The sequence below is a fragment of the Ruegeria sp. AP7 genome, assembly GCF_056539905.1.
This window is the reverse complement of sequence record NZ_JBQFVT010000016.1, coordinates 20,771-40,030: the sequence shown is the minus strand read 5'-3', so window position 1 is coordinate 40,030 and position 19,260 is coordinate 20,771. Positions and strand designations below refer to the sequence as shown.

Annotated in this window: 14 protein-coding genes; 6 read left to right on the top strand and 8 right to left on the bottom strand. The window is 56.9% G+C overall.

What is annotated here, in order from left to right; translation table 11 throughout:
- Position 1: 1 nt before the first annotated feature.
- Together ACR0KN_RS20155 and ACR0KN_RS20150 are read right to left on the bottom strand one after the other, a co-directional pair.
- Positions 2–1,129, bottom strand: a complete 1,128-nt coding sequence (locus ACR0KN_RS20155) for an efflux RND transporter periplasmic adaptor subunit (protein WP_170476673.1) — start codon at positions 1,127–1,129, stop codon at positions 2–4.
- Between the two features lie 910 nt (positions 1,130–2,039).
- Positions 2,040–4,322: an adenosylcobalamin-dependent ribonucleoside-diphosphate reductase gene (locus tag ACR0KN_RS20150; protein ID WP_480656051.1), complete on the bottom strand. Its 2,283-nt coding sequence runs from the start codon at positions 4,320–4,322 to the stop codon at positions 2,040–2,042.
- 114 nt (positions 4,323–4,436) lie between these two features.
- Between ACR0KN_RS20150 and ACR0KN_RS20145 the strand changes: the two genes are divergently transcribed.
- Positions 4,437–4,868 carry a DUF1489 family protein gene (locus ACR0KN_RS20145; RefSeq protein ID WP_170543240.1) on the top strand — a complete coding sequence of 144 codons (432 nt, stop codon included), beginning with the start codon at positions 4,437–4,439 and terminating at the stop codon, positions 4,866–4,868.
- Here the strand turns inward: ACR0KN_RS20145 and hisG are convergent.
- From hisG to hisS, 3 genes are read right to left on the bottom strand one after another with little or no spacing between them, the layout of a single operon-like run.
- Entirely contained in the window at positions 4,865–5,554 is a 690-nt protein-coding gene (gene hisG, locus ACR0KN_RS20140; protein ID WP_480656048.1) for an ATP phosphoribosyltransferase, read from the bottom strand. The genes ACR0KN_RS20145 and hisG overlap by 4 nt on opposite strands.
- Positions 5,551–6,639 carry an ATP phosphoribosyltransferase regulatory subunit gene (locus ACR0KN_RS20135; RefSeq protein ID WP_480656046.1) on the bottom strand — a complete coding sequence of 363 codons (1,089 nt, stop codon included), beginning with the start codon at positions 6,637–6,639 and terminating at the stop codon, positions 5,551–5,553. The genes hisG and ACR0KN_RS20135 overlap by 4 nt, the downstream gene beginning before the upstream one ends.
- A gap of 3 nt (positions 6,640–6,642) precedes the next feature.
- Positions 6,643–8,130, bottom strand: coding sequence for a histidine--tRNA ligase (gene hisS / locus ACR0KN_RS20130; RefSeq protein ID WP_480656045.1), 1,488 nt, complete (start codon positions 8,128–8,130; stop codon positions 6,643–6,645).
- 125 nt (positions 8,131–8,255) lie between these two features.
- Between hisS and ACR0KN_RS20125 the strand changes: the two genes are divergently transcribed.
- Positions 8,256–8,450, top strand: coding sequence for a SlyX family protein (locus tag ACR0KN_RS20125; RefSeq protein ID WP_010443294.1), 195 nt, complete (start codon positions 8,256–8,258; stop codon positions 8,448–8,450).
- Between the two features lie 4 nt (positions 8,451–8,454).
- On the opposite strand, the gene ACR0KN_RS20120 is transcribed toward ACR0KN_RS20125, so the two are convergent.
- From ACR0KN_RS20120 to dnaE, 3 genes are all read right to left on the bottom strand, one after another.
- Positions 8,455–8,826, bottom strand: a complete 372-nt coding sequence (locus ACR0KN_RS20120) for a hypothetical protein (protein WP_480656042.1) — start codon at positions 8,824–8,826, stop codon at positions 8,455–8,457.
- 2 nt (positions 8,827–8,828) lie between these two features.
- Complete coding sequence (locus ACR0KN_RS20115; RefSeq protein WP_010443296.1) at positions 8,829–9,038, bottom strand: YMGG-like glycine zipper-containing protein; 210 nt, start codon at positions 9,036–9,038, stop codon at positions 8,829–8,831.
- 86 nt (positions 9,039–9,124) lie between these two features.
- Positions 9,125–12,625, bottom strand: a complete 3,501-nt coding sequence (dnaE, locus tag ACR0KN_RS20110) for a DNA polymerase III subunit alpha (RefSeq protein WP_480656040.1) — start codon at positions 12,623–12,625, stop codon at positions 9,125–9,127.
- Between the two features lie 344 nt (positions 12,626–12,969).
- Here dnaE and xdhA point away from each other — a divergent pair, with 344 nt between their 5' ends.
- The 4 genes from xdhA to ACR0KN_RS20090 are packed head-to-tail and all read left to right on the top strand — an operon-like array spanning position 12,970 to position 19,209.
- A complete protein-coding gene (gene xdhA, locus ACR0KN_RS20105; RefSeq protein WP_480656038.1) occupies positions 12,970–14,331 on the top strand; it encodes a xanthine dehydrogenase small subunit in 1,362 nt (453 codons plus the stop codon).
- Entirely contained in the window at positions 14,328–16,730 is a 2,403-nt protein-coding gene (gene xdhB / locus ACR0KN_RS20100) for a xanthine dehydrogenase molybdopterin binding subunit (protein ID WP_480656036.1), read from the top strand. The genes xdhA and xdhB overlap by 4 nt, the downstream gene beginning before the upstream one ends.
- A complete protein-coding gene (gene xdhC, locus ACR0KN_RS20095) occupies positions 16,730–17,695 on the top strand; it encodes a xanthine dehydrogenase accessory protein XdhC (RefSeq protein ID WP_480656034.1) in 966 nt (321 codons plus the stop codon). The genes xdhB and xdhC overlap by 1 nt, the downstream gene beginning before the upstream one ends.
- Entirely contained in the window at positions 17,692–19,209 is a 1,518-nt protein-coding gene (locus tag ACR0KN_RS20090; protein ID WP_480656032.1) for an ABC transporter ATP-binding protein, read from the top strand. Before xdhC ends, ACR0KN_RS20090 begins: the two co-directional genes overlap by 4 nt.
- Positions 19,210–19,260: the final 51 nt, after the last annotated feature.

Sequence of the window (19,260 nt, the reverse complement as noted above, 5' to 3'; positions counted from 1 at the left end):
ATCAGTTTCCGCTGGTGGCTGACGATGTGTTCTGGGGTGTGGAGATACTGACCTCGACGCCCGCATGAACGCGCTGAAGGCCGTCGGTGACAACCTGGTCCCCTTCGGTCAGACCGCTCGAAATGACGGCTTCGGCCCCTTCGGTCCGTCCCAATTGAATCGGCTTCTTTTCAACCTTGTCGTCGCTTCCGACCGTGAATACAAAGTAACCCGACTGATCTTTTTGCAAAGCTTTGGCGGGGATCACCAGCGATTTGTCCTGCGTGGGATCTGTGACAAGAACCCGCACCAGCTGATTATCAATGAGTGACCCATCCGCATTAGGAAAAGACCCCCGGACCAGAACGGTATCCGTGCCCGACTGCACCTGCGTGTCAGCCACTTCAATGCTGCCTGTTTCACCGTATGTCGTGCCATCGGCAAGAATCAGCTGCAGTTTCAGCGGTTCAGAGTCCGACGCCTTGGCACGGCGGGCGCGAAACTCAAGCAGTTCGGCTTCGGTTACCGGAAAGGTTACATTGATGGGATCGATGCTGGACAGCGACAACAGGGTTCCACCCTCTGGGCTGACGAATGCGCCCACGGACAAGTCCGTCAGTCCGATCCTGCCATCAAAGGGCGCGGTTATCTTTGTATAAGACAGGTCAAGCTGAGCGTTTTGGAGGCTGCCCTGTAGTTCCAGCACATGCCCATCCGCCTCACCTTGCTGCGCTTCCGCTTTCTGAACGACAGCCTGAGGTGTGTCGCCTTTGGCGTATAGCTTTTGCTGTCGATCAAGCTCGATATCGGCAATTTTCTTTCCCGCTTGTGCCGCTTGGATTTGTCCTTGAATTTCCGTGACGGTCGCCTCGTAGGAATCCGGTTCGATCTCGATCAGGACATCCGCCGCTTTAACGCTTGAGCCGTCCTTGAAATTAATGGACTTCACAAATCCAGGTACGCGCGCGATCAGGTCGACACGATCCAACGCCTCGATCCGGCCAGTGAACACTTCGGTCAAAGATACCTGTTTCATCTCTGCCGACGTCACGGTCACTTTAGGCTTCGTTTGGCTGTCCTGCGCAATGACAACAGAAGGATTCAGACCAAAGTTCAAAATCACTGCGGTGACTAACAGCCTTACTGACAAGTTGCATCCTCCAGAAGAGTTTCGTCTGTGCTCTCGTTGAAACCACGGTAACGTAATGCTGTTGAAAATCCAGCAATCACATTGAGTGCATTTTCCACCGACTCAACCAATTGGAAGTCTTTGCAAATTAAGCAAGGCGCCTTGGTCTCATAATGCTGTCGCCAATACGTCGAGACTTTTGAGCAATCTATGAGTTCAATTAGTTTCTGATCCCGCAGGCGCAGCGAATGTCAGGAGAGAGGGCTGCAACTGCAGCATGGCAATGGTATGACGAACGTCCGAAATAGGTCATTCCAAGAAATTCATGCTCCTCGCAAAAACCGGTCGCTGTCTCTGGCGGTGAAGTGTGTTCTAAGGCGTAATTCCAGAACAGCAAAATCTGCCTCGCGAAGGTACTCCGACGCGTCATCTGCCGATTTAAAGAACTGTGTATTGTCTTTGAACATTCGGTCGTTGCTCGTGGGTAAATATTTGTCGGCGTTCTCTGCTATGGCGTTTCGACGCGTACGGTCGTTCGCATAAACTCAGAAGGTGTTGGGAAATCATTTTTTGACAACGCGCTACTCACATTTCTTGGTTTTGCATTGAGACTGCAGCCTCGACCGAAACGTGTCCAGACGGTATGGCAATCTCTGACAATCAAAGTTGGTGCAACTAATGCTTCGGGTGGAAGAAACTCTAATCTGAATGACTGCTTTCCAAGATTCGCATCTGGATTTCGCATCCACAGTGAATGTCTGCTCCCAGCCCAACCTTTCAAGCAAATTGAATTAGTCAACGTCCCAAGTATTGGGCTTTGGCAGCTGAAGTCCTCCGTTTGAGACAATGGCAAACTTATGAGCTCAAAATGGCAATCCCTAGGGCCAAAATGGCAATACTATGGGTACGTCAACAACTAAGCACCCTGAATCTAACCGCATTTCGAATGGCCGCAACTTCTGCAGGTCATGCAGCCTTCGATCATCACCATGTCGAACTGACCACAGGACGGGCATGCTTTGCCGCGTGGAGTGTCGATATTGACAACTTGCGCCTGGGGGTCCGACTTTAGGCCCATTCCTTCACCTTCGAGAAATCCGATTACAACCATATGCTGCTCGATCACGCCACCAATTGCAGCAAGAATTGAAGGGATGTACTTGCCCTTGACCCAAGCCCCGCCGCGTGGATCAAAGACGGCTTTCAGTTCTTCTACAACAAACGAAACATCTCCGCCCCGGCGGAAAACTGCGGAAATCATCCGCGTCAGGGCCAGCGTCCAGGCATAGTGCTCCATGTTCTTCGAATTGATGAACACTTCGAACGGTCTACGACGACCACTGATGACAATGTCGTTGATCGTCAGATAGATCGCGTGTTCGCTGTCGGGCCATTTCAGCTTGTATGTCGATCCTTCCAGAGATTGCGGACGATCCAGCGGCTCTGACATATAGACGACTTCGCCGCCATCAACCTCCTGCGGCGCAGCGGCACTTTCACCTGGTGCTGTATCTGTACTCTCTGAGACGGTCAGAACAGAACCCGTCACATCGTTGGGGCGATAGGTCGTACAGCCTTTGCAGCCTTGATCCCAAGCCTGCATGTAGACGTCCTTGAAGGCGTCAAAGCTTATATCTTCGGGGCAGTTGATGGTCTTCGAAATCGAGCTGTCGATCCACTTCTGCGCCGCGGCCTGCATCTTGACGTGATCAGACGGCGACAGCGTTTGTGCGTTGACGAAAAAGTCTGGCAGCTCCGTATCCCCGAACTTATCGCGCCACAACTGGACGGCATAGTCGACTACTTCTTCTTCAGTGCGCGACCCGTCTTTCTGCAGCACCTTGCGCGTGTAAGCATACGCAAAGACCGGCTCGATCCCTGATGAGACGTTCCCGGCATAAAGCGAAATCGTACCAGTCGGCGCGATCGACGTCAGCAGCGCGTTGCGGATGCCGTGTTCGCGGATCGCATCGCGCACATCGTCATCCATCTGTTGCATCGTGCCACTGGCCAAATATTTCTCAGCATCGAACAAAGGAAACGCGCCTTTCTCCTTTGCCAAGTCCACCGACGCCAGATACGCGGCGCGGGCAATCGCGTGCAGCCAGCGCTCGGTTTGACGCGCCGCCTCGTCCGAGCCATAGCGCAGGCCCAGCATCAGCAGTGCATCTGCGAGACCCGTCACGCCCAGCCCGATACGGCGTTTGTCTTGAGCTTCCGCCTCTTGTTCAACCAGCGGGAATTTCGACGCGTCGACCACGTTATCCATCATACGAACGGCGGTGGCGACCAGCTCTTGCAAAGCGTCCTCATCCAGATGCGCCGCATCCTCAAAGGGCTCGGCCACCAACCGTGCCAGATTGATCGAGCCCAACAGGCAAGCACCATAAGGTGGCAACGGCTGTTCGCCGCATGGATTGGTCGCAGCAATCGTCTCAACGTAACTGAGGTTGTTGGCCGTGTTGATGCGGTCGATGAAGATCACACCTGGCTCGGCATAGTCATAGGTCGCCTGCATGATCTTGTTCCATAGATCACGGGCCTGAACGGTGTGATAGACTTTACCGTCAAACACCAGATCCCACGGGCCATCGGCTTTGACCGCTTCCATGAACGGATCGGTCACCAGAACCGACATGTTGAACATGCGTAGCCGCGCCGGGTCGGATTTGGCGGTGATGAACTGTTCGATATCCGGGTGGTCACAGCGCATAGTCGCCATCATCGCCCCACGGCGCGAGCCTGCGGACATGATCGTCCGACACATGGCGTCCCACACATCCATAAAGCTCAGCGGGCCAGATGCGTCTGCAGCAACCCCTTTAACGTCCGCGCCGCGTGGACGGATGGTCGAGAAATCGTAACCGATCCCCCCACCCTGCTGCATGGTCAGAGCGGCCTCTTTCAGCATATCGAAGATACCGCCCATGCTGTCGGGGATCGTGCCCATCACAAAGCAGTTGAACAGGGTCACTTGACGTGCGGTGCCCGCCCCGGCGGTGATGCGACCAGCAGGGAGGTATTTGAAATCCTCAAGCGCGGTGTAGAACTTTTCTTCCCAACGCGCCGGGTCCTGTTCCACCCGCGCCAGATCACGTGCAATTCGCCGCCAACTGTCCTCGACCGTCTGATCGATGGGTGTGCCATCCGCCTGTTTGAAGCGGTATTTCATGTCCCAGATCTGCTCGGCGATGGGGGCGGCAAAGCGGCTCATTGGTGATTCCCTGTGCTGAAAGAGGTATTCAGACTATCATCCACAATACCTTGATGACAATCGCGCATGAGCTACAATGGATAGATAGTCGATGAACGACTCTGTGGGAAAGCTGTGGATAAGTACGTAAACCTCATCAAACTTTCGGTCGGATCAGAAAGCGTCGACACGCTGATCGCATGGCAGGACAGCCGAAAACCTCTCTATGAGGACGGATGCCCGCGCCATGTCACACGTATGTGGCCCAAACGTGAATCCGAGATTTTGAATGGCGGATCAATCTATTGGGTGATCAAAGGAGTCGTCCAATGCCGTCAGCAGATTCTACGGCTGGACGAGGTGCGCGGTGAGGATGGAATCCGCCGCTGTGCCATCGTTCTCGACCCCGAGGTGCATCGCACGCAGAACGCTCTGAAACGCCCGTTCCAAGGCTGGCGCTATCTGAAACCCGAGGATACTCCGGCCGACTTGCCCAGAGGACGCGAGCAAGACGATGCCCTACCCGACGACCTGAACCGTGCCCTGGCGGATATCGGCGTGCTTTAGCGCAACCGATCCAGCAGGTCGTTCAGAATCGTCTTCTCGGATGCGTTATAGGTCGCCACCCGGCTGCGCCACAAAGTCGCTTGCGACTGCAAGATCAACCCATCTGATAGGATTTTCAGGTGGTTGGCCCTCAGAGTCTCGCCAGTTGACGTAATATCAGCAATCGCCTCGGCGGTTTCGTTCACCACCGTGCCCTCAGTCGCGCCCTGACTATCGACCAGCGTGTAGTCGGCCACGCCCGCATCGGTCAGAAATTCGCGAACCAAACGGTGGTACTTGGTGGCGATACGCAGCCGGTGCCCGTGTACCTTGCGGAAACTCGCAGCTGCCGCGTCCAGATCGTCCAACGTATCCACATCGACCCAGCAGGCAGGTGTTGCGATGATCAAGTCAGCCTTGCCGAACCCAAGCGGGGCGACCTCTTCGACCTGCTGTTCCCACCGCGGCAGTTTCTCTTGCACCAGATCAATCCCGGTCACACCCAGATGAACGCGCCCAGCGGCAAGCTCGCGCGGTATCTCCCCGGCGGATAGCAGGATCAGCGAGACGCCATCAATCCCCTCAACTTTGCCTGCATATTCCCGGTCCGATCCGCTGCGCGAAAGGGTGATGCCGCGCTTTTCAAACCACGCGAAGGTCTTGTCCATCAATCGGCCCTTCGAGGGCACGCCCAGTTTCAGGCTCATTGCGCGGCCTCCTCGATTTCGAGCATCAGGTCCGGGCGGATCACGCCGCCAATAGCCGGAATCTCGGCCCCACCTCCCAATTGCCGGGTCAGCGCATCATAGCGCCCACCGGTTGCGACCGGTGGCAGATCAGGGCGGCCTTCGGCGTAAAAACCGAATACAAAACCGTCGTAATACTCCATCGAGGTTCTGCCATAAGACGCCTCAAAATCCAGTGTATTCACGTCCACGCCCCGCGCCTGCAGGGCTGCGATACGCGCTTCCAAACGATCCAGCGCGGGCGTGATCTGCGGCAGGTCAACCGCCACGTCGCGCAATTGTTCCAGCGCAAAAGGCATGGTTTCGCGCACATTCAGCAGTGTCTCCAAACCGGCCAGTTCATTGTCCGAGATCGGCGGCGCGGCGCGGTCTTCGCGTAGGGCTTCAATCCGGTCGAGGATTTCCGGCGCGCGGCGTTTACCGATCATGGGCACGTCAATCGCCAATGGGTCAGCTGCGTCAAGCACAGCATCGCGACCCTCAAGGCCCGCTTTGCGCCCGGCGTATCGGTCCAGCAGAACACGGAACCGGCGAGGCCGCCAGAGATGCCGCATCAGCGCGGCCTTGCGGCGGTCAGTTGTCTTCAGACCCGCGACAGCGGCGATCAGAATTCCAATATCACCTGTCGCTGCCCGCAAGGGCAGCCCGCGCAGTTGCAGAGCAATCAGCGAAAACACCTCGGCATCGGCACCAGCGGGGTCTTCGCGATCAAAGACCTCGTAACCGACCTGAATATACTCATTAGCCCGGTCCGGATCGTGTTCCTGACGGCGGAACACTTCGCCAGAATAGGTGTATCTTGCAGGTTCAGCCCCTTCGGACATGTGCATCTGCACCACTGGCAAGGTGAAGTCCGGGCGCAGCATCTGCTCACCCCGCAGCGCGTCCGAGGTCACATAGGCGCGCGCGCGGATATCTTCACCGTAGAGGTCCAGCAGCGTACCCGCAGGTTGCAACAAAGGTGTGTCCACCACATGCGCACCCGCGGCCTCGAACCGGACGCGCATCATGGCGGCGCGGGCCTGTATCTGGGAACGATTGGGCATGGGTCAGTCCTGACTGTCCAAAATTTCGCGCACCTTGGCGACCAGATCTCCGCGCAGCACTTCAAACTGGCTGGGTCGTTCTTTCCATTCCTCAAGCGTGGCGCTTTCGGCAATCTTTGCGCCAAGAATCAGATCCTTGATTTGCACAATTCCCTTGTCTTTTTCGTCACCACCTTCGATCACAGCGATCGGAGAGTTCCGTTTGTCTGCGTATTTCAGCTGGTTGCCAAAGTTCTTGGGGTTGCCCAGATACACCTCGGCCCGGATACCTGCATTGCGCAGCTCGGTTACCATGGCCTGATAGTCGGCCATCCGATCCCGATCCATGACGGTGACGACCACCGGACCGGTGGCTTGCGCTGCGATCCGACCCTTTTCGCGGAGCGCGGCCAGTAAACGATCAACACCGATCGAAATACCCGTCGCGGGCACTTCCTGTCCGGTAAAACGCTTGACCAGATCGTCATAGCGACCACCGCCTGAGACCGACCCGAATTGCCGCTTGCGGCCTTTCTCGTCGAATATCTCGAAGGTCAGTTCGGCTTCATAAACCGGCCCAGTGTAGTAGCCGAGGCCACGGACAACCGAAGGATCAATCTCGATCCGGTCCGATCCATACCCACCCGTATCCAGCAGTGCACCGATCTGCTCCAGCTCGGCAATGCCATCCGCGCCAATCTTGCTGTCGCCCACGGCGGCGCGCAGGTTGGCCAGCGTACCAGCGGTGTCGGTAGCTTTCGAGGTCAGGAACGCGATCACAGGTTCGGCCTGATCTTCGCTGAGACCAACACCATCAATGAACGCCCCAGAGGCATCCAGTCGCCCCTTGGTCAACAGCTCTCGCACACCTGCCTCACCGACCTTATCGAACTTATCGATAGTGCGCAGAACATTATCGCGGGCGGCCAAGTCTTCGCCCAGCCCCATCGCCTCAAGCACACCATTCAGAACCTTGCGGTTATTGACGCGCACAAGATAGTCACCACGTGGTATGCCGACGGTTTCCAGCGTGTCCGACAGCATCGCGCAAATCTCGGCATCCGCAGCCATCGAGGCCGTGCCCACCGTATCCGCATCACATTGATAAAACTGGCGATACCGCCCTGGCCCCGGCTTCTCGTTCCGCCAGACCGGACCCATCGCATAACGGCGATAAGGCGTCGGCAGATCGTTGCGGTGCTGCGCATAGACGCGGGCCAGAGGCGCAGTTAGGTCATAGCGCAGAGCCATCCAGTCGCCATTGCCGCCCTCGTCGAATTCCTGCCATGCAAACACGCCCTCGTTTGGGCGATCCACGTCCGGAAGGAACTTGCCCAGCGCTTCGACGGTCTCAACCGCACTGCTCTCCAAGGCATCGAACCCGTAACGATGATAGACGCCCGCAATCGTCCGCAGCATTTCGGTGCGCTGCGTGACTTCCTCGCCGAAATAGTCACGGAACCCTTTCGGCGTTACGGCCTTGGGGCGGGGCTGTTTCTTGGGCTTGGCCATGTGGGGCGTCCTTGGGATTTAGTGTTCCGCGCGCGGTCTATCCCATGGCCCGCATCGGAGCAAGGCGGGGTTTCACTGGTCATGGGCTGCCGGGGTCGCTATGAGACGCCTATAAGGAGAGCCCCATGCAGCATCTGGAAGAACAGATCGCCCATCTGACCCGCACGGTTGAAGAGCTGAACTCGGTCGTCACAAACCAACAGAGCGAGATCGACCGCCTGACCCGTCGTGTTGAGATGTTACTGCAGCGCGAGGCCGAACGGGCGCAGGAAGGCTCAGGCGGAGTTGTGTTCGGCGACGAACGTCCGCCGCATTATTGAGTGATCACAACCCCAGTGTCGATTTCACCGCATTGTCGACCACCCCGCCCAGAAGGGCGTTCTTGTCTGCGGCACAGCTCTCGGACAGAGCGGCAATGAAGGCTTCGCGTAGTTGGGCCTTTTCCTCGTCAGTGGCTGCATGATCCTCGATATTGATCTGGCGGTTGTAAAGCGACAGGGCCGTCATCTTTCCAACCACAGCCACGACAAATTCTTCGTCGCCATCAGCCTCTTCCGCGATCGATGCGCATGTATAGTGCATCACGGGCAAGGCATCCTGCACCAATTGCTCTGCAGAATCGTCAGCCACAGCAAATGTTGGAAGGACAAAAAGCGCGGCACAGGCGGTGGATTTGATGGAATTTTTCAGCATCATGATCACTTCCAGTTATGTCCGATAATCGCCCCGGCGACACCACCGACCGCGGCCCCCTTGCCGTCTCCGACTAAAGCACCGACGCCTGCACCAACCAGAGCGCCAGTAACAGTATTTTTCTTCTTGTCGTCCGCTTGAACGGCAGTGGCCAACGCCAAAGCACATGCCACCGCTAGGCTAAGTGATCTGAAATCAATACCTGAATTCGTCATTTCGGAACCCTCCTGTGAAATGACCCCTAAGGTTATTCAGTCAGCCTAGCTGGGCACATCGCTTAAGGCAACAATTCGGTTTGTGGTCAAACTTCCTCGATCTCCGAGATTCCCTCAAGCGATTTGAGGGCACCTTTGATCTGGGGATTGATCGCATAGTTTCGTCCCAGATCCAATTCGACCTCCCCCGGCAAACCGGGATCAAGCAGGCAGACGTAAACTGGGCCTTTGGCAGCCCTTTTGGCGTTGCTATCTGCGTCTTCCAACACTTTCGCCATGCTTGGCAAAACCTTTGAATCTTCCACAAATACACGCAGGCCTGTGGCCCCAGCCTCGGCGACCACCACGTCGACCGGACCAACTGACCGACCCAACAGCTTGAGCTGATCCGCCTCCATCGTGGCTTCGGCGGTTAATACGACCTGAGCGCCGGTTTCCAGAAACTCTCGGGATTTCTCTAGTGTTTCTGAGAATAGCGTGACCTCGAATGCTCCGGTGGGGTCAGAGAGCTGAGCAAATGCGAACCGATTGCCACGCGCCGACTTTCGCTCTTGCCGTCCGGCGACGACACCGGCCATCTTTGCTATGAACGGACCAGAGCGCGCCTTTTCGGTCACCTGATCTAGTGTCAGCACCTGTTTACGCTTCAATGCAGGCATATAATCATCCAGCGGATGGCCGGACAGATAGAACCCGATGGCCTTGAATTCTTCGCTCAATCTCTCGGCAGGCAGCCAGTCTGGTGTGGGTGACAGCCGAGGTTCGGGCAGGTCATCTCCTGCCTCACCAAACAGCGACACCTGGTTTGAGTTTTTCTGATCATGGATGGCGGCTGAATATTGCACCAGCGGGTCCAGGCTTTCAAACACGCGACGGCGATTCTTGTCGAGTTCATCGAACGCACCGGCACGCGCCAGCATCTCTAGCGGGCGCTTGCCGACTTTTTTCAGATCAACACGGCGAGCAAAATCGAAGAGGTTCACAAATGGCTTGTCCGCGCGCCCATCGACGACGAGGTTCATCGCCTCAACACCCACGTTTTTCAGCGCACCCAGCGCATAGACCAGATGCCCTTCCACCACGTCAAACGTCGCCTGAGATCGGTTCACGCTGGGCGGCACATAGGGCAGTTCCAGCCCCTTTCGGACCTCTTCAAAATAGACAGCCAGCTTGTCGGTCAGATGGATATCGCAGTTCATGACGCCCGCCATGAACTCGACCGGATGGTTCGCCTTTAGCCAGCCGGTCTGGTAGCTGACGACCGCATAGGCGGCAGCGTGGGATTTGTTGAATCCGTAGTTGGCGAACTTTTCCAGCAGGTCGAAGACCTCGGAGGCCTTCTTGACATCAACGCCATTCTCACCCGCGCCCTTTTCGAATTTGGGGCGTTCGGCATCCATCGCCTCTTTAATCTTCTTGCCCATAGCGCGGCGCAGCAGGTCGGCACCGCCTAGGCTGTACCCTGCCATGACCTGCGCGATCTGCATCACCTGCTCCTGATAGACGATGATGCCTTGGGTTTCCTCAAGGATATGGTCGATCAGAGGATGCACGGATTCGATTTTGCGCAGCCCGTTCTTGACCTCGCAATAGGTCGGGATGTTCTCCATCGGGCCGGGACGATAGAGCGCCACAAGGGCCACGATGTCCTCAATGCAGGTGGGTTTCATACGCTTGAGCGCATCCATCATGCCCGAGGATTCCACCTGGAACACCGCCACGGTCTTGGCCGCCGAGTAGAGTTTGTATGTCATCTCGTCATCCAGCGGGATGGCGTTGATCTGGTTTACCGCTCCTTCGGCAGGTTCATAGAGTTCCGCGCCGTCGGGCGCGATATGCAAATCCCGCCCAGACTTGAAGATCAAATCCATAGCATTCTGGATCACAGTCAGCGTTTTCAGGCCCAGAAAGTCGAATTTTACTAACCCGGCCTGTTCTACCCATTTCATGTTGAACTGGGTCGCGGGCATGTCCGAGCGCGGATCCTGATAGATCGGCACCAGTGCATCCAAAGGACGGTCGCCAATCACCACACCAGCCGCGTGGGTTGAGGCGTTGCGCAGCAATCCTTCGACCTGCTGGCCGTAAGTTAAAAGGCGGTCGACAACTTCTTCGCTGCGTGCCTCTTCCCGTAGGCGCGGTTCATCCTTCAATGCCTTTTCAATGGAAACGGGTTTAACGCCTTCGACCGGGATCATCTTGGAAAGTCGATCCACCTGCCCGTAGGGCATTTGCAGGACCCGCCCGATATCACGCACGGCAGCTTTCGACAGGAGTGCACCGAAGGTGATAATCTGACCTACCTTGTCGCGCCCGTACTTCTGCTGCACATAGCGGATCACCTCTTCGCGGCGGTCCATGCAGAAATCGATATCAAAGTCTGGCATCGAGACCCGCTCGGGGTTCAGGAACCGTTCGAACAGCAGCGAATAACGTAGTGGGTCAAGGTCGGTAATCGTCAGCGCATAGGCCACCAGCGAGCCCGCACCCGAGCCACGTCCCGGACCAACCGGGATGTCTTCATCCTTTGCCCATTGGATAAAGTCGGCAACGATCAGGAAATAGCCGGGGAACCCCATGCCTTCAATGATGTCGAGTTCGAAATCCAGACGCTCTTGATATTCTTCCGGTGTCACCGCGTGCGGGATCACCGCCAGACGCTTCTGCAGGCCCTCATTCGCAATGCGGCGCAATTCTGCCACTTCGTCATCAGCAAATTTTGGCAGGATCGGATCGCGGCGATAGGCCATAAACGCGCAGCGCTTGGCGATCTCAATCGTGTTTTCAATCGCCTCGGGCAGATCGGCAAATAGGGTCACCATCTCTTGCTGAGACTTGAAATAGTGCTGTGCGGTCAGGCGGCGGCGGCCTTCCTGCTGGTCAACATAGGCACCTTCGGCGATGCAGATCAGCGCGTCATGCGCCTCGTACATGTCCGTGGTCGGGAAATAGACATCGTTTGTGGCGACTAGCGGCAGGTTCTTGGCATAAGCCATCTCGACATGGCCGCGCTCGGTCAGGCGTTCGGCCTCGGGCTGACCATCTTCACCTGGGTGACGCTGAAGTTCGACATAAAGCCTGTCTGGGAACATCCCTGCCAGTCGATCCATCAGAGCCTCGGCCGCTGGGCGCTGGCCTTGTTGCAACAACATCCCAACCGGCCCATCCGGCCCACCCGTCAAACAGATCAAGCCGTCCGAGTGCTTTGACAATTCGTCTAATGTAACCTGCGGCAACTGCCCGCCCTTGTCCACGTAAAGGCACGAGCTGAGCTTCATCAGGTTTTCATAACCGACCTCGGATTGAGCCAGAAGAACCAAGGGCGCAGGCGCCTTCGGCTTCTCACCCGGCTGTGCTTGTACGTAGGTCAGATCAACTTGACAGCCCATAATCGGCTGAATGCCCGCCCCGCTGGCGGTCACGGCAAACTCCAGCGCCGAGAACATGGAGTTTGTGTCGGTCACCGCAACGGCGGGCATTTCCATCTTCTCGCAAAGACCCGGCAGCTTTTTTAGCCGCACGGCACCTTCCAGCAGAGAATATTCGGTGTGAACGCGGAGGTGAATGAATCGGGGATGGCTGCTCATTCCTGCAAGCTATCCCAGCAAACAGGGATGCAAAAGCAGGAACCCACCCCATGGATTCGGCAAAATAATCGCGCGGATTATTCGGATATTTCTGAAGGTGCTTCTGAACTCCCGCAAGCCCGATCCAAGAAAATACTTTAATTTCAGAGCACTGAACGATAGATAGATGCGGCAATTGACCACAATTCGCGCCATATGATGCATCACAGAGACAGTTTTTCTTGCCAGATCGCACAGCCTGTTTCTAACATCAGATGGCAAGCTACACGCCCGCCACTCTTTCTACGTCGCATCGAAGGAGAGCATCCAAAGGGCGCAACTGGGTAACGCGACGGGTTTCACTCATGAATATCACGTTTCTTCTGAACGGAGAGACAGTGGAGCTGGAGGATATCGATCCGACGGCGACCTTGCTGGATTGGTTGCGCGAGGATCGCGGCCTTACCGGCACCAAAGAGGGCTGCAACGAAGGTGATTGCGGAGCCTGCACTGTCATGGTGACCGATGAGGACGGTGCCAAGGCGGTGAATTCCTGCATCATGTTCCTGCCGCAACTTCACGGTAAAGCGGTGCGCACTGTCGAAGGCGCGAGCGGCCCAGATGGAGACGCTCACCCGGTTCAGAAGACAATGGTGGATCTGCATGGCTCGCAATGCGGGTTCTGTACGCCTGGCTTTGTGATGTCGATGGTGGCAAGTCACACCAATGGCGCGACGGATCACGACAATCAACTGGCCGGAAACCTGTGTCGCTGCACGGGCTATGCACCAATCATCCGGGCGGCTGAGGCCGCCGAAGCACATCCAGTTCCCGTGTGGGTCAAAGATAAGCCGGTGTCTATCCAGTCGACCCCTGCCAGGTTGCCTGGTTCGTCGGATGAACTCGCCAAGATTTACTCTGAAAATCCAAATGCTACTTTAGTTGCTGGGGCAACGGATGTCGGACTTTGGGTCACGAAGCAGCTGCGCGACCTTGATCCCGTAATCTTTCTTAATCGTTGTGAAGATCTGAAAGAGATCACGATCACCGATGAAGAAATCCGCTTTGGCGCAATGGTCGACATGAACCGCATGGGCGATGCGCTTGCCGATCTGCATCCGTCTTATGCAGAAATGGTTCGGCGCTATGCCAGCGTTCAGGTCCGAAACGCGGCAACAGTTGGTGGCAACATCGCCAATGGCTCGCCCATCGGAGATAATCCCCCTGCCCTTATTGCTTTGGGAGCAACACTGCACCTGCGCAAGGGGAACGCCCGCCGGTCAATCCTTCTGGAAGAGTTTTTCATTGATTACGGCAAACAGGATCGCGCGCCGGGTGAGTTTGTCGAGGCCGTCAGCTTCCCGCGTCAGGCCGATCGGTTGAAGTGCTACAAACTCAGCAAGCGGTTCGATCAGGATATCTCGGCCGTTTGCGGGTGTTTCAACATCACCGCAACCAACGGCACAGTCGAGCAGGTTCGCATTGCTTTTGGCGGCATGGCTGGAACTCCAAAACGTGCAACGGCAGTCGAGGCTGCGCTAACCGGCCAGCCATGGACGCGCGAAACAATTAACGCCGCATTGCCTGCTTTTGCGGAAGATTACGCGCCGATGACCGATATGCGGGCCTCGGCCACGTATCGTCTGGAAACAGCCAAGGCGATGCTTGTCAGATACTACAACGAGGATCAGGGCAAACTGTCCAATGTACTGGAGGTGTCGGCATGAGTGTCGCCAAATCCCTTCCGCACGACACTGGACCACTGCACGTGGCCGGTACAGCGCGCTATGTCGACGACATCCCGACACCAAAGGGATCGTTGCATTTGGCGTTCGGACTAAGCCCGATCGCCAAAGGTAAAATCAGAGCCATGGATCTGTCTGCCGTAAGGGCTGCTGACGGCGTTGAGACGGTGATCACCGCTGATGACCTGCCCTTTGCGAACGACGTATCCCCATCAATCCATGATGAGCCGCTTTTGTCGGATGGAACGGTGCACTATATCGGTCAACCGGTATTTCTTGTCGTCGCCTCCAGCCATCTGGCTGCCAGAAAAGCGGCCCGGCTGGGCAAGATCGACTATGCCGATGAAGCACCGATTCTGACAGTCGAGGAGGCCCTTGCCGCTGACAGCCGATTCGAGGACGGCCCGCGTATCTACGCCAAGGGGGATGCAGAGGCCGCCATCACAGATGCGGCACATATCGTCGAAGATACGTTTGAAATCGGTGGGCAGGAACATTTCTATCTGGAAAGTCAGGCCGCACTGGCCGTGCCGAATGAGGGCGCCGACATGCTGGTGCACAGTTCGACTCAGCACCCGACCGAGATACAGCACAAGGTGGCCGATGCACTGGGTGTTCCCATGCACGCGGTCCGGGTTGAGACACGCCGTATGGGCGGAGGTTTTGGCGGCAAGGAGAGCCAGGGCAACGCTTTGGCCGTCGCCTGCGCTATCGCCGCACGTGCGACTGGCAAGGCCTGCAAGATGCGCTATGACCGTGATGACGATATGACGATCACGGGCAAGCGCCATGGCTTCCGGATTTCGTATAAAGCCGGGTTTGATGAAAACGGACATATTCAGGGCGTCTCGTTTGTTCACTATGCCCTGTGCGGTTGGGCGCAGGATCTGTCTCTTCCGGTTGCAGATCGCGCCATGCTGCATGCGGACAATTCCTATTTGCTGCCAAATGCCCGGATCGAAAGCCATCGGCTGAAGACCAACATCCAGTCTGCCACTGCCTATCGTGGGTTTGGCGGTCCGCAAGGGATCGTTGGGATTGAACGCGTAATGGACCACGCGGCGCATGTTATGGGGCTGGACCCGATCGAGCTGCGCCGCCGGAACTACTATGAACCGGCGCATGAGGTGGCCGATCCCCCGGTTGCTCAGAAACCTCTGGGCCATCCTGACCCGCATGAGGACCTCACCAGCCGAGGCGCGGTTGAGATGGGCGATGCACCGGTTCGCCCGGTACCCGCAGGCGGCAACACCACGCCTTATGGGATGGAAGTCAGCGATTGCGAACTGCATGGCATGACAACAGCTTTGCTGAAGTCTAGCGACTATGCCGCCCGTAAGCAGGCGGTTGACGCGTGGAATGCCGAGAATAGCGTGATCAAGAAGGGAATCGGTTTTTCCCCGGTTAAATTTGGCATTTCCTTTACACTGACCCACCTGAACCAAGCCGGTGCGCTGGTGCATGTATATCAGGACGGCTCGGTCCACCTGAACCACGGCGGCACCGAGATGGGCCAGGGTTTGTTCCAGAAGGTCGCTCAGGTTGCAGCGTCGCGTTTTGGCATACCACTTGAGCTGGTGAAAATTACCGCCACCGATACGGCCAAGGTACCGAATACATCCGCCACCGCGGCCTCGTCAGGAAGTGACCTGAACGGCATGGCGGTCAAAGCAGCCTGCGACACAATCCGTGACCGGATGGCGGATTATTTGGCGGAACGACATCAGGCCGACCCCACGACCGTGACATTTGCGGACGGGCAAGTTGCAGTGGGCGAAGAAAGCTATAGCTTCGCCGAAGCCGCAGCGTTGGCCTATCAGGGGCGCATCAGCCTGTCCGCAACCGGATTCTATAAAACTCCGAAGGTCGAATGGGACCGGATCAAAGGTCATGGGCGCCCCTTCTTCTACTTTGCCTATGGCGCAGCCATCACTGAGGTGGCTGTCGATACACTGACCGGTGAGAACCGTATATTGCGCACCGATATCCTGCATGATGCGGGTGCGTCCCTGAACCCGGCGTTGGATATCGGGCAGGTCGAGGGTGCCTATGTTCAGGGCGCGGGCTGGCTGACTACAGAGGAGTTGGTCTGGGACGGCAAAGGCAATCTACGCACGCACGCACCGTCCACCTACAAGATACCGGCCTGTTCTGACCGACCCGATATCTTCAATGTCGCGCTTTGGGATGGTGAGAACCGCGAGGACACGATCTATCGTTCGAAAGCGGTTGGTGAGCCACCCTTCAATCTGGGCATATCAGCTTGGTTGGCCCTATCGAACGCGGTGGCCGCATGTGGAACCAGCTATCCCGCGCTGAATGCGCCTGCCACCGCAGAAGAAGTCTGGCGTGGAATTCAAAGGGTAAAGGGAGATACCTGATGGGATTTGACAGGGAGGCTTTGAGGGAGGCGGTCAAAACCCACGGCAAGGTGGTTCGGGTCGTCATTGCCGGGATCAAGGGATCATCACCGCGCGAAGTTGGCGCTTCGATGCTGGTATGGAAGGACGGGCAAAGCGGCACCATCGGCGGCGGCACGCTGGAATATCAGGCCGCTGAAGCTGCACGTCGCCAATCCAAACCGTCACGGTTGAGCCAGCATGCACTTGGCCCTGATTTGGGCCAATGCTGCGGCGGAGCAGTTTCGCTACTTTCGGAGATATATGACAACGCTTCTTTAACGCATATTGAAGGTACGGTCGTCGCACGACCTGTGACCCAGGAATGCGAAAAAGAGGACCCGCTGGATACTCAGGTTCAGCCTATGGCGGTTAAACGCGTATTCGCGCGGTCTCGCGCTCAAGGCGTCGCACCCGAGCCACAGCTGATCGAGGGATGGATGATCGAACCCATCCACGAACCCACCCGCAACCTCTGGATTTGGGGTGCAGGGCATGTTGGCCGTGCGTTGGTGGATGTTCTTTCCCCCCTGCCCGATCTTGCAATCACATGGGTTGATACCAGTCCCGAGCGTTTTCCCAGCAGCATTCCGTCGGGGGTGACTGCCGTGCCGGCGGCCAAACCTGCAGAACTGGTGCGACATGCACCGCCTGAGGCCGAGCATTTGGTGCTTACTTATTCACACAATCTGGATCTGGAACTGTGCAACAGGTTGCTTTTGCACGATTTCCGTTTTGCCGGGTTGATTGGTTCAGCTACTAAATGGGCGCGATTCCGGTCGCGACTGGCGGCGCTGGGACATCCGCCCGCACGTATAGGTCGGATTACCTGCCCGATTGGCGACCCCAATCTGGGCAAACACCCGCAGATGATCGCCGTTGGGGTCGCAGCGCAACTTCTGCGTCCGGCCCGGCAGAATGAACTGAAGAAGGACCTGAGCGCGTGACCACTCCACTTCTAAGTCTTCAAGGGCTGACCAAGGCCTATCCCGGCGTCGTGGCCAATGATCAGGTGTCTTTCGACATCGGTGAGGGCGAGGTTCATGCCCTGCTGGGCGAAAACGGCGCGGGCAAATCAACGCTGGTCAAGATGATCTATGGCCTGGTGAAGCCCGACAGCGGTTCGATGCTGCTGCGTGGCCAGGCTTTTGCACCGCCTGAACCTCGGGCAGCGCGCTCTGATGGGATCGCGATGGTGTTCCAGCACTTTTCATTGTTCGATGCCCTGAACGTCGCCGAAAACATCGCGCTTGGTATGGAAAACCCTCCTGCGATGGGTGATCTGGCGTCCCGCATCCGCGAGGTGTCGGAAACTTATGGCCTGCCGCTGGATCCGTATCGCACAGTGGGCGACCTGTCTGCGGGAGAGCGTCAGCGGGTCGAGATCATCCGTTGCCTGCTGCAAGACCCCAAGCTGTTGATCATGGATGAACCAACATCGGTTCTGACCCCTCAGGAAGTCGATATCCTTTTTGAAACGCTGAACAAATTGCGCTCCGAAGGCACCTCGATCCTGTATATCTCACACAAGCTTGAAGAAATCAGAACGCTGTGTGACCACGCCACGATCCTACGTCTGGGCAAGAATGTAGGCGAGTGTGTGCCCGCCGAAACCTCCGCCCGTGACATGGCCGAAATGATGGTCGGCTCGACGTTGCAAACGCCAGAACGATCCGGTCGGGAGTTTGGCGAAGTCGCGCTGGATGTAAGTGGCCTTTCGGTGCCATCGCCTTCGGAATTTGGCACAGCGTTGCGCAATGTTCACATGACCGTCCGCAAGGGCGAAGTTCTGGGCATCGGTGGCGTTGCCGGAAACGGTCAGGACGAATTGCTGGGTGTTCTGTCAGGAGAGATTCCAACTGCTGCGGATGCGATCAAGTTCAATGGTCAAGCGATTGGCAAGCTCGGTCCGACGGCCCGGCGGAAACTTGGTGTGCTGACCGCCCCTGAAGAACGGCTGGGCCACGCAGCTGCCCCTGATATGAGTCTGACTGAAAATGCCCTGCTCACCGGATCGATCCGCGAAGGGTTGGAAAGCAACGGCTTTCTAAAGTGGAACGAAACCAAAGAGTTCGCCGAGAAAATCATCAGCGCTTTCGACGTTCGGACACCCGGACCTGAGAATGCAGCACGCTCGCTTTCGGGTGGGAACCTGCAGAAATTTGTGATCGGGCGCGAGGTGTTACAGAATCCCGATGTGTTGGTGGTGAACCAGCCAACCTGGGGCGTGGACGCTGCTGCTGCTGCCTCGATCAGACAGGCGATCCTGGATCTTGCGGCCAAGGGAACGGCAGTGATCTGTATTTCCCAAGACCTTGATGAGCTCATGGAAATCTCGGACAGCTTTGCCGCGTTAAACGAAGGGCGTCTGAGTGCGCCGCGTGAGACCACCGGCCTGACGGTTGATGAGATTGGCCTGATGATGGGCGGAGCACATGGCATGGAGGTGGCGCATGTCTGACGTGTTGAACTGCCTTCTACGAGAATATTTTCAAAAAGATGAAGAAAGCGG

Coding starts and splice junctions, on each gene's coding strand:
- ACR0KN_RS20150 (WP_480656051.1), bottom strand. CDS start 4,322: ATGAGCCGCTTTGCCGCCCCCATCGCCGAGCAGATCTGGGACATGAAA.
- ACR0KN_RS20115 (WP_010443296.1), bottom strand. CDS start 9,038: ATGACGAATTCAGGTATTGATTTCAGATCACTTAGCCTAGCGGTGGCA.
- ACR0KN_RS20135 (WP_480656046.1), bottom strand. CDS start 6,639: ATGCCCAATCGTTCCCAGATACAGGCCCGCGCCGCCATGATGCGCGTC.
- ACR0KN_RS20125 (WP_010443294.1), top strand. CDS start 8,256: ATGCAGCATCTGGAAGAACAGATCGCCCATCTGACCCGCACGGTTGAA.
- ACR0KN_RS20120 (WP_480656042.1), bottom strand. CDS start 8,826: ATGATGCTGAAAAATTCCATCAAATCCACCGCCTGTGCCGCGCTTTTT.
- xdhB (WP_480656036.1), top strand. CDS start 14,328: ATGAGTGTCGCCAAATCCCTTCCGCACGACACTGGACCACTGCACGTG.
- xdhA (WP_480656038.1), top strand. CDS start 12,970: ATGAATATCACGTTTCTTCTGAACGGAGAGACAGTGGAGCTGGAGGAT.
- hisS (WP_480656045.1), bottom strand. CDS start 8,130: ATGGCCAAGCCCAAGAAACAGCCCCGCCCCAAGGCCGTAACGCCGAAA.
- hisG (WP_480656048.1), bottom strand. CDS start 5,554: ATGAGCCTGAAACTGGGCGTGCCCTCGAAGGGCCGATTGATGGACAAG.
- xdhC (WP_480656034.1), top strand. CDS start 16,730: ATGGGATTTGACAGGGAGGCTTTGAGGGAGGCGGTCAAAACCCACGGC.
- dnaE (WP_480656040.1), bottom strand. CDS start 12,625: ATGAGCAGCCATCCCCGATTCATTCACCTCCGCGTTCACACCGAATAT.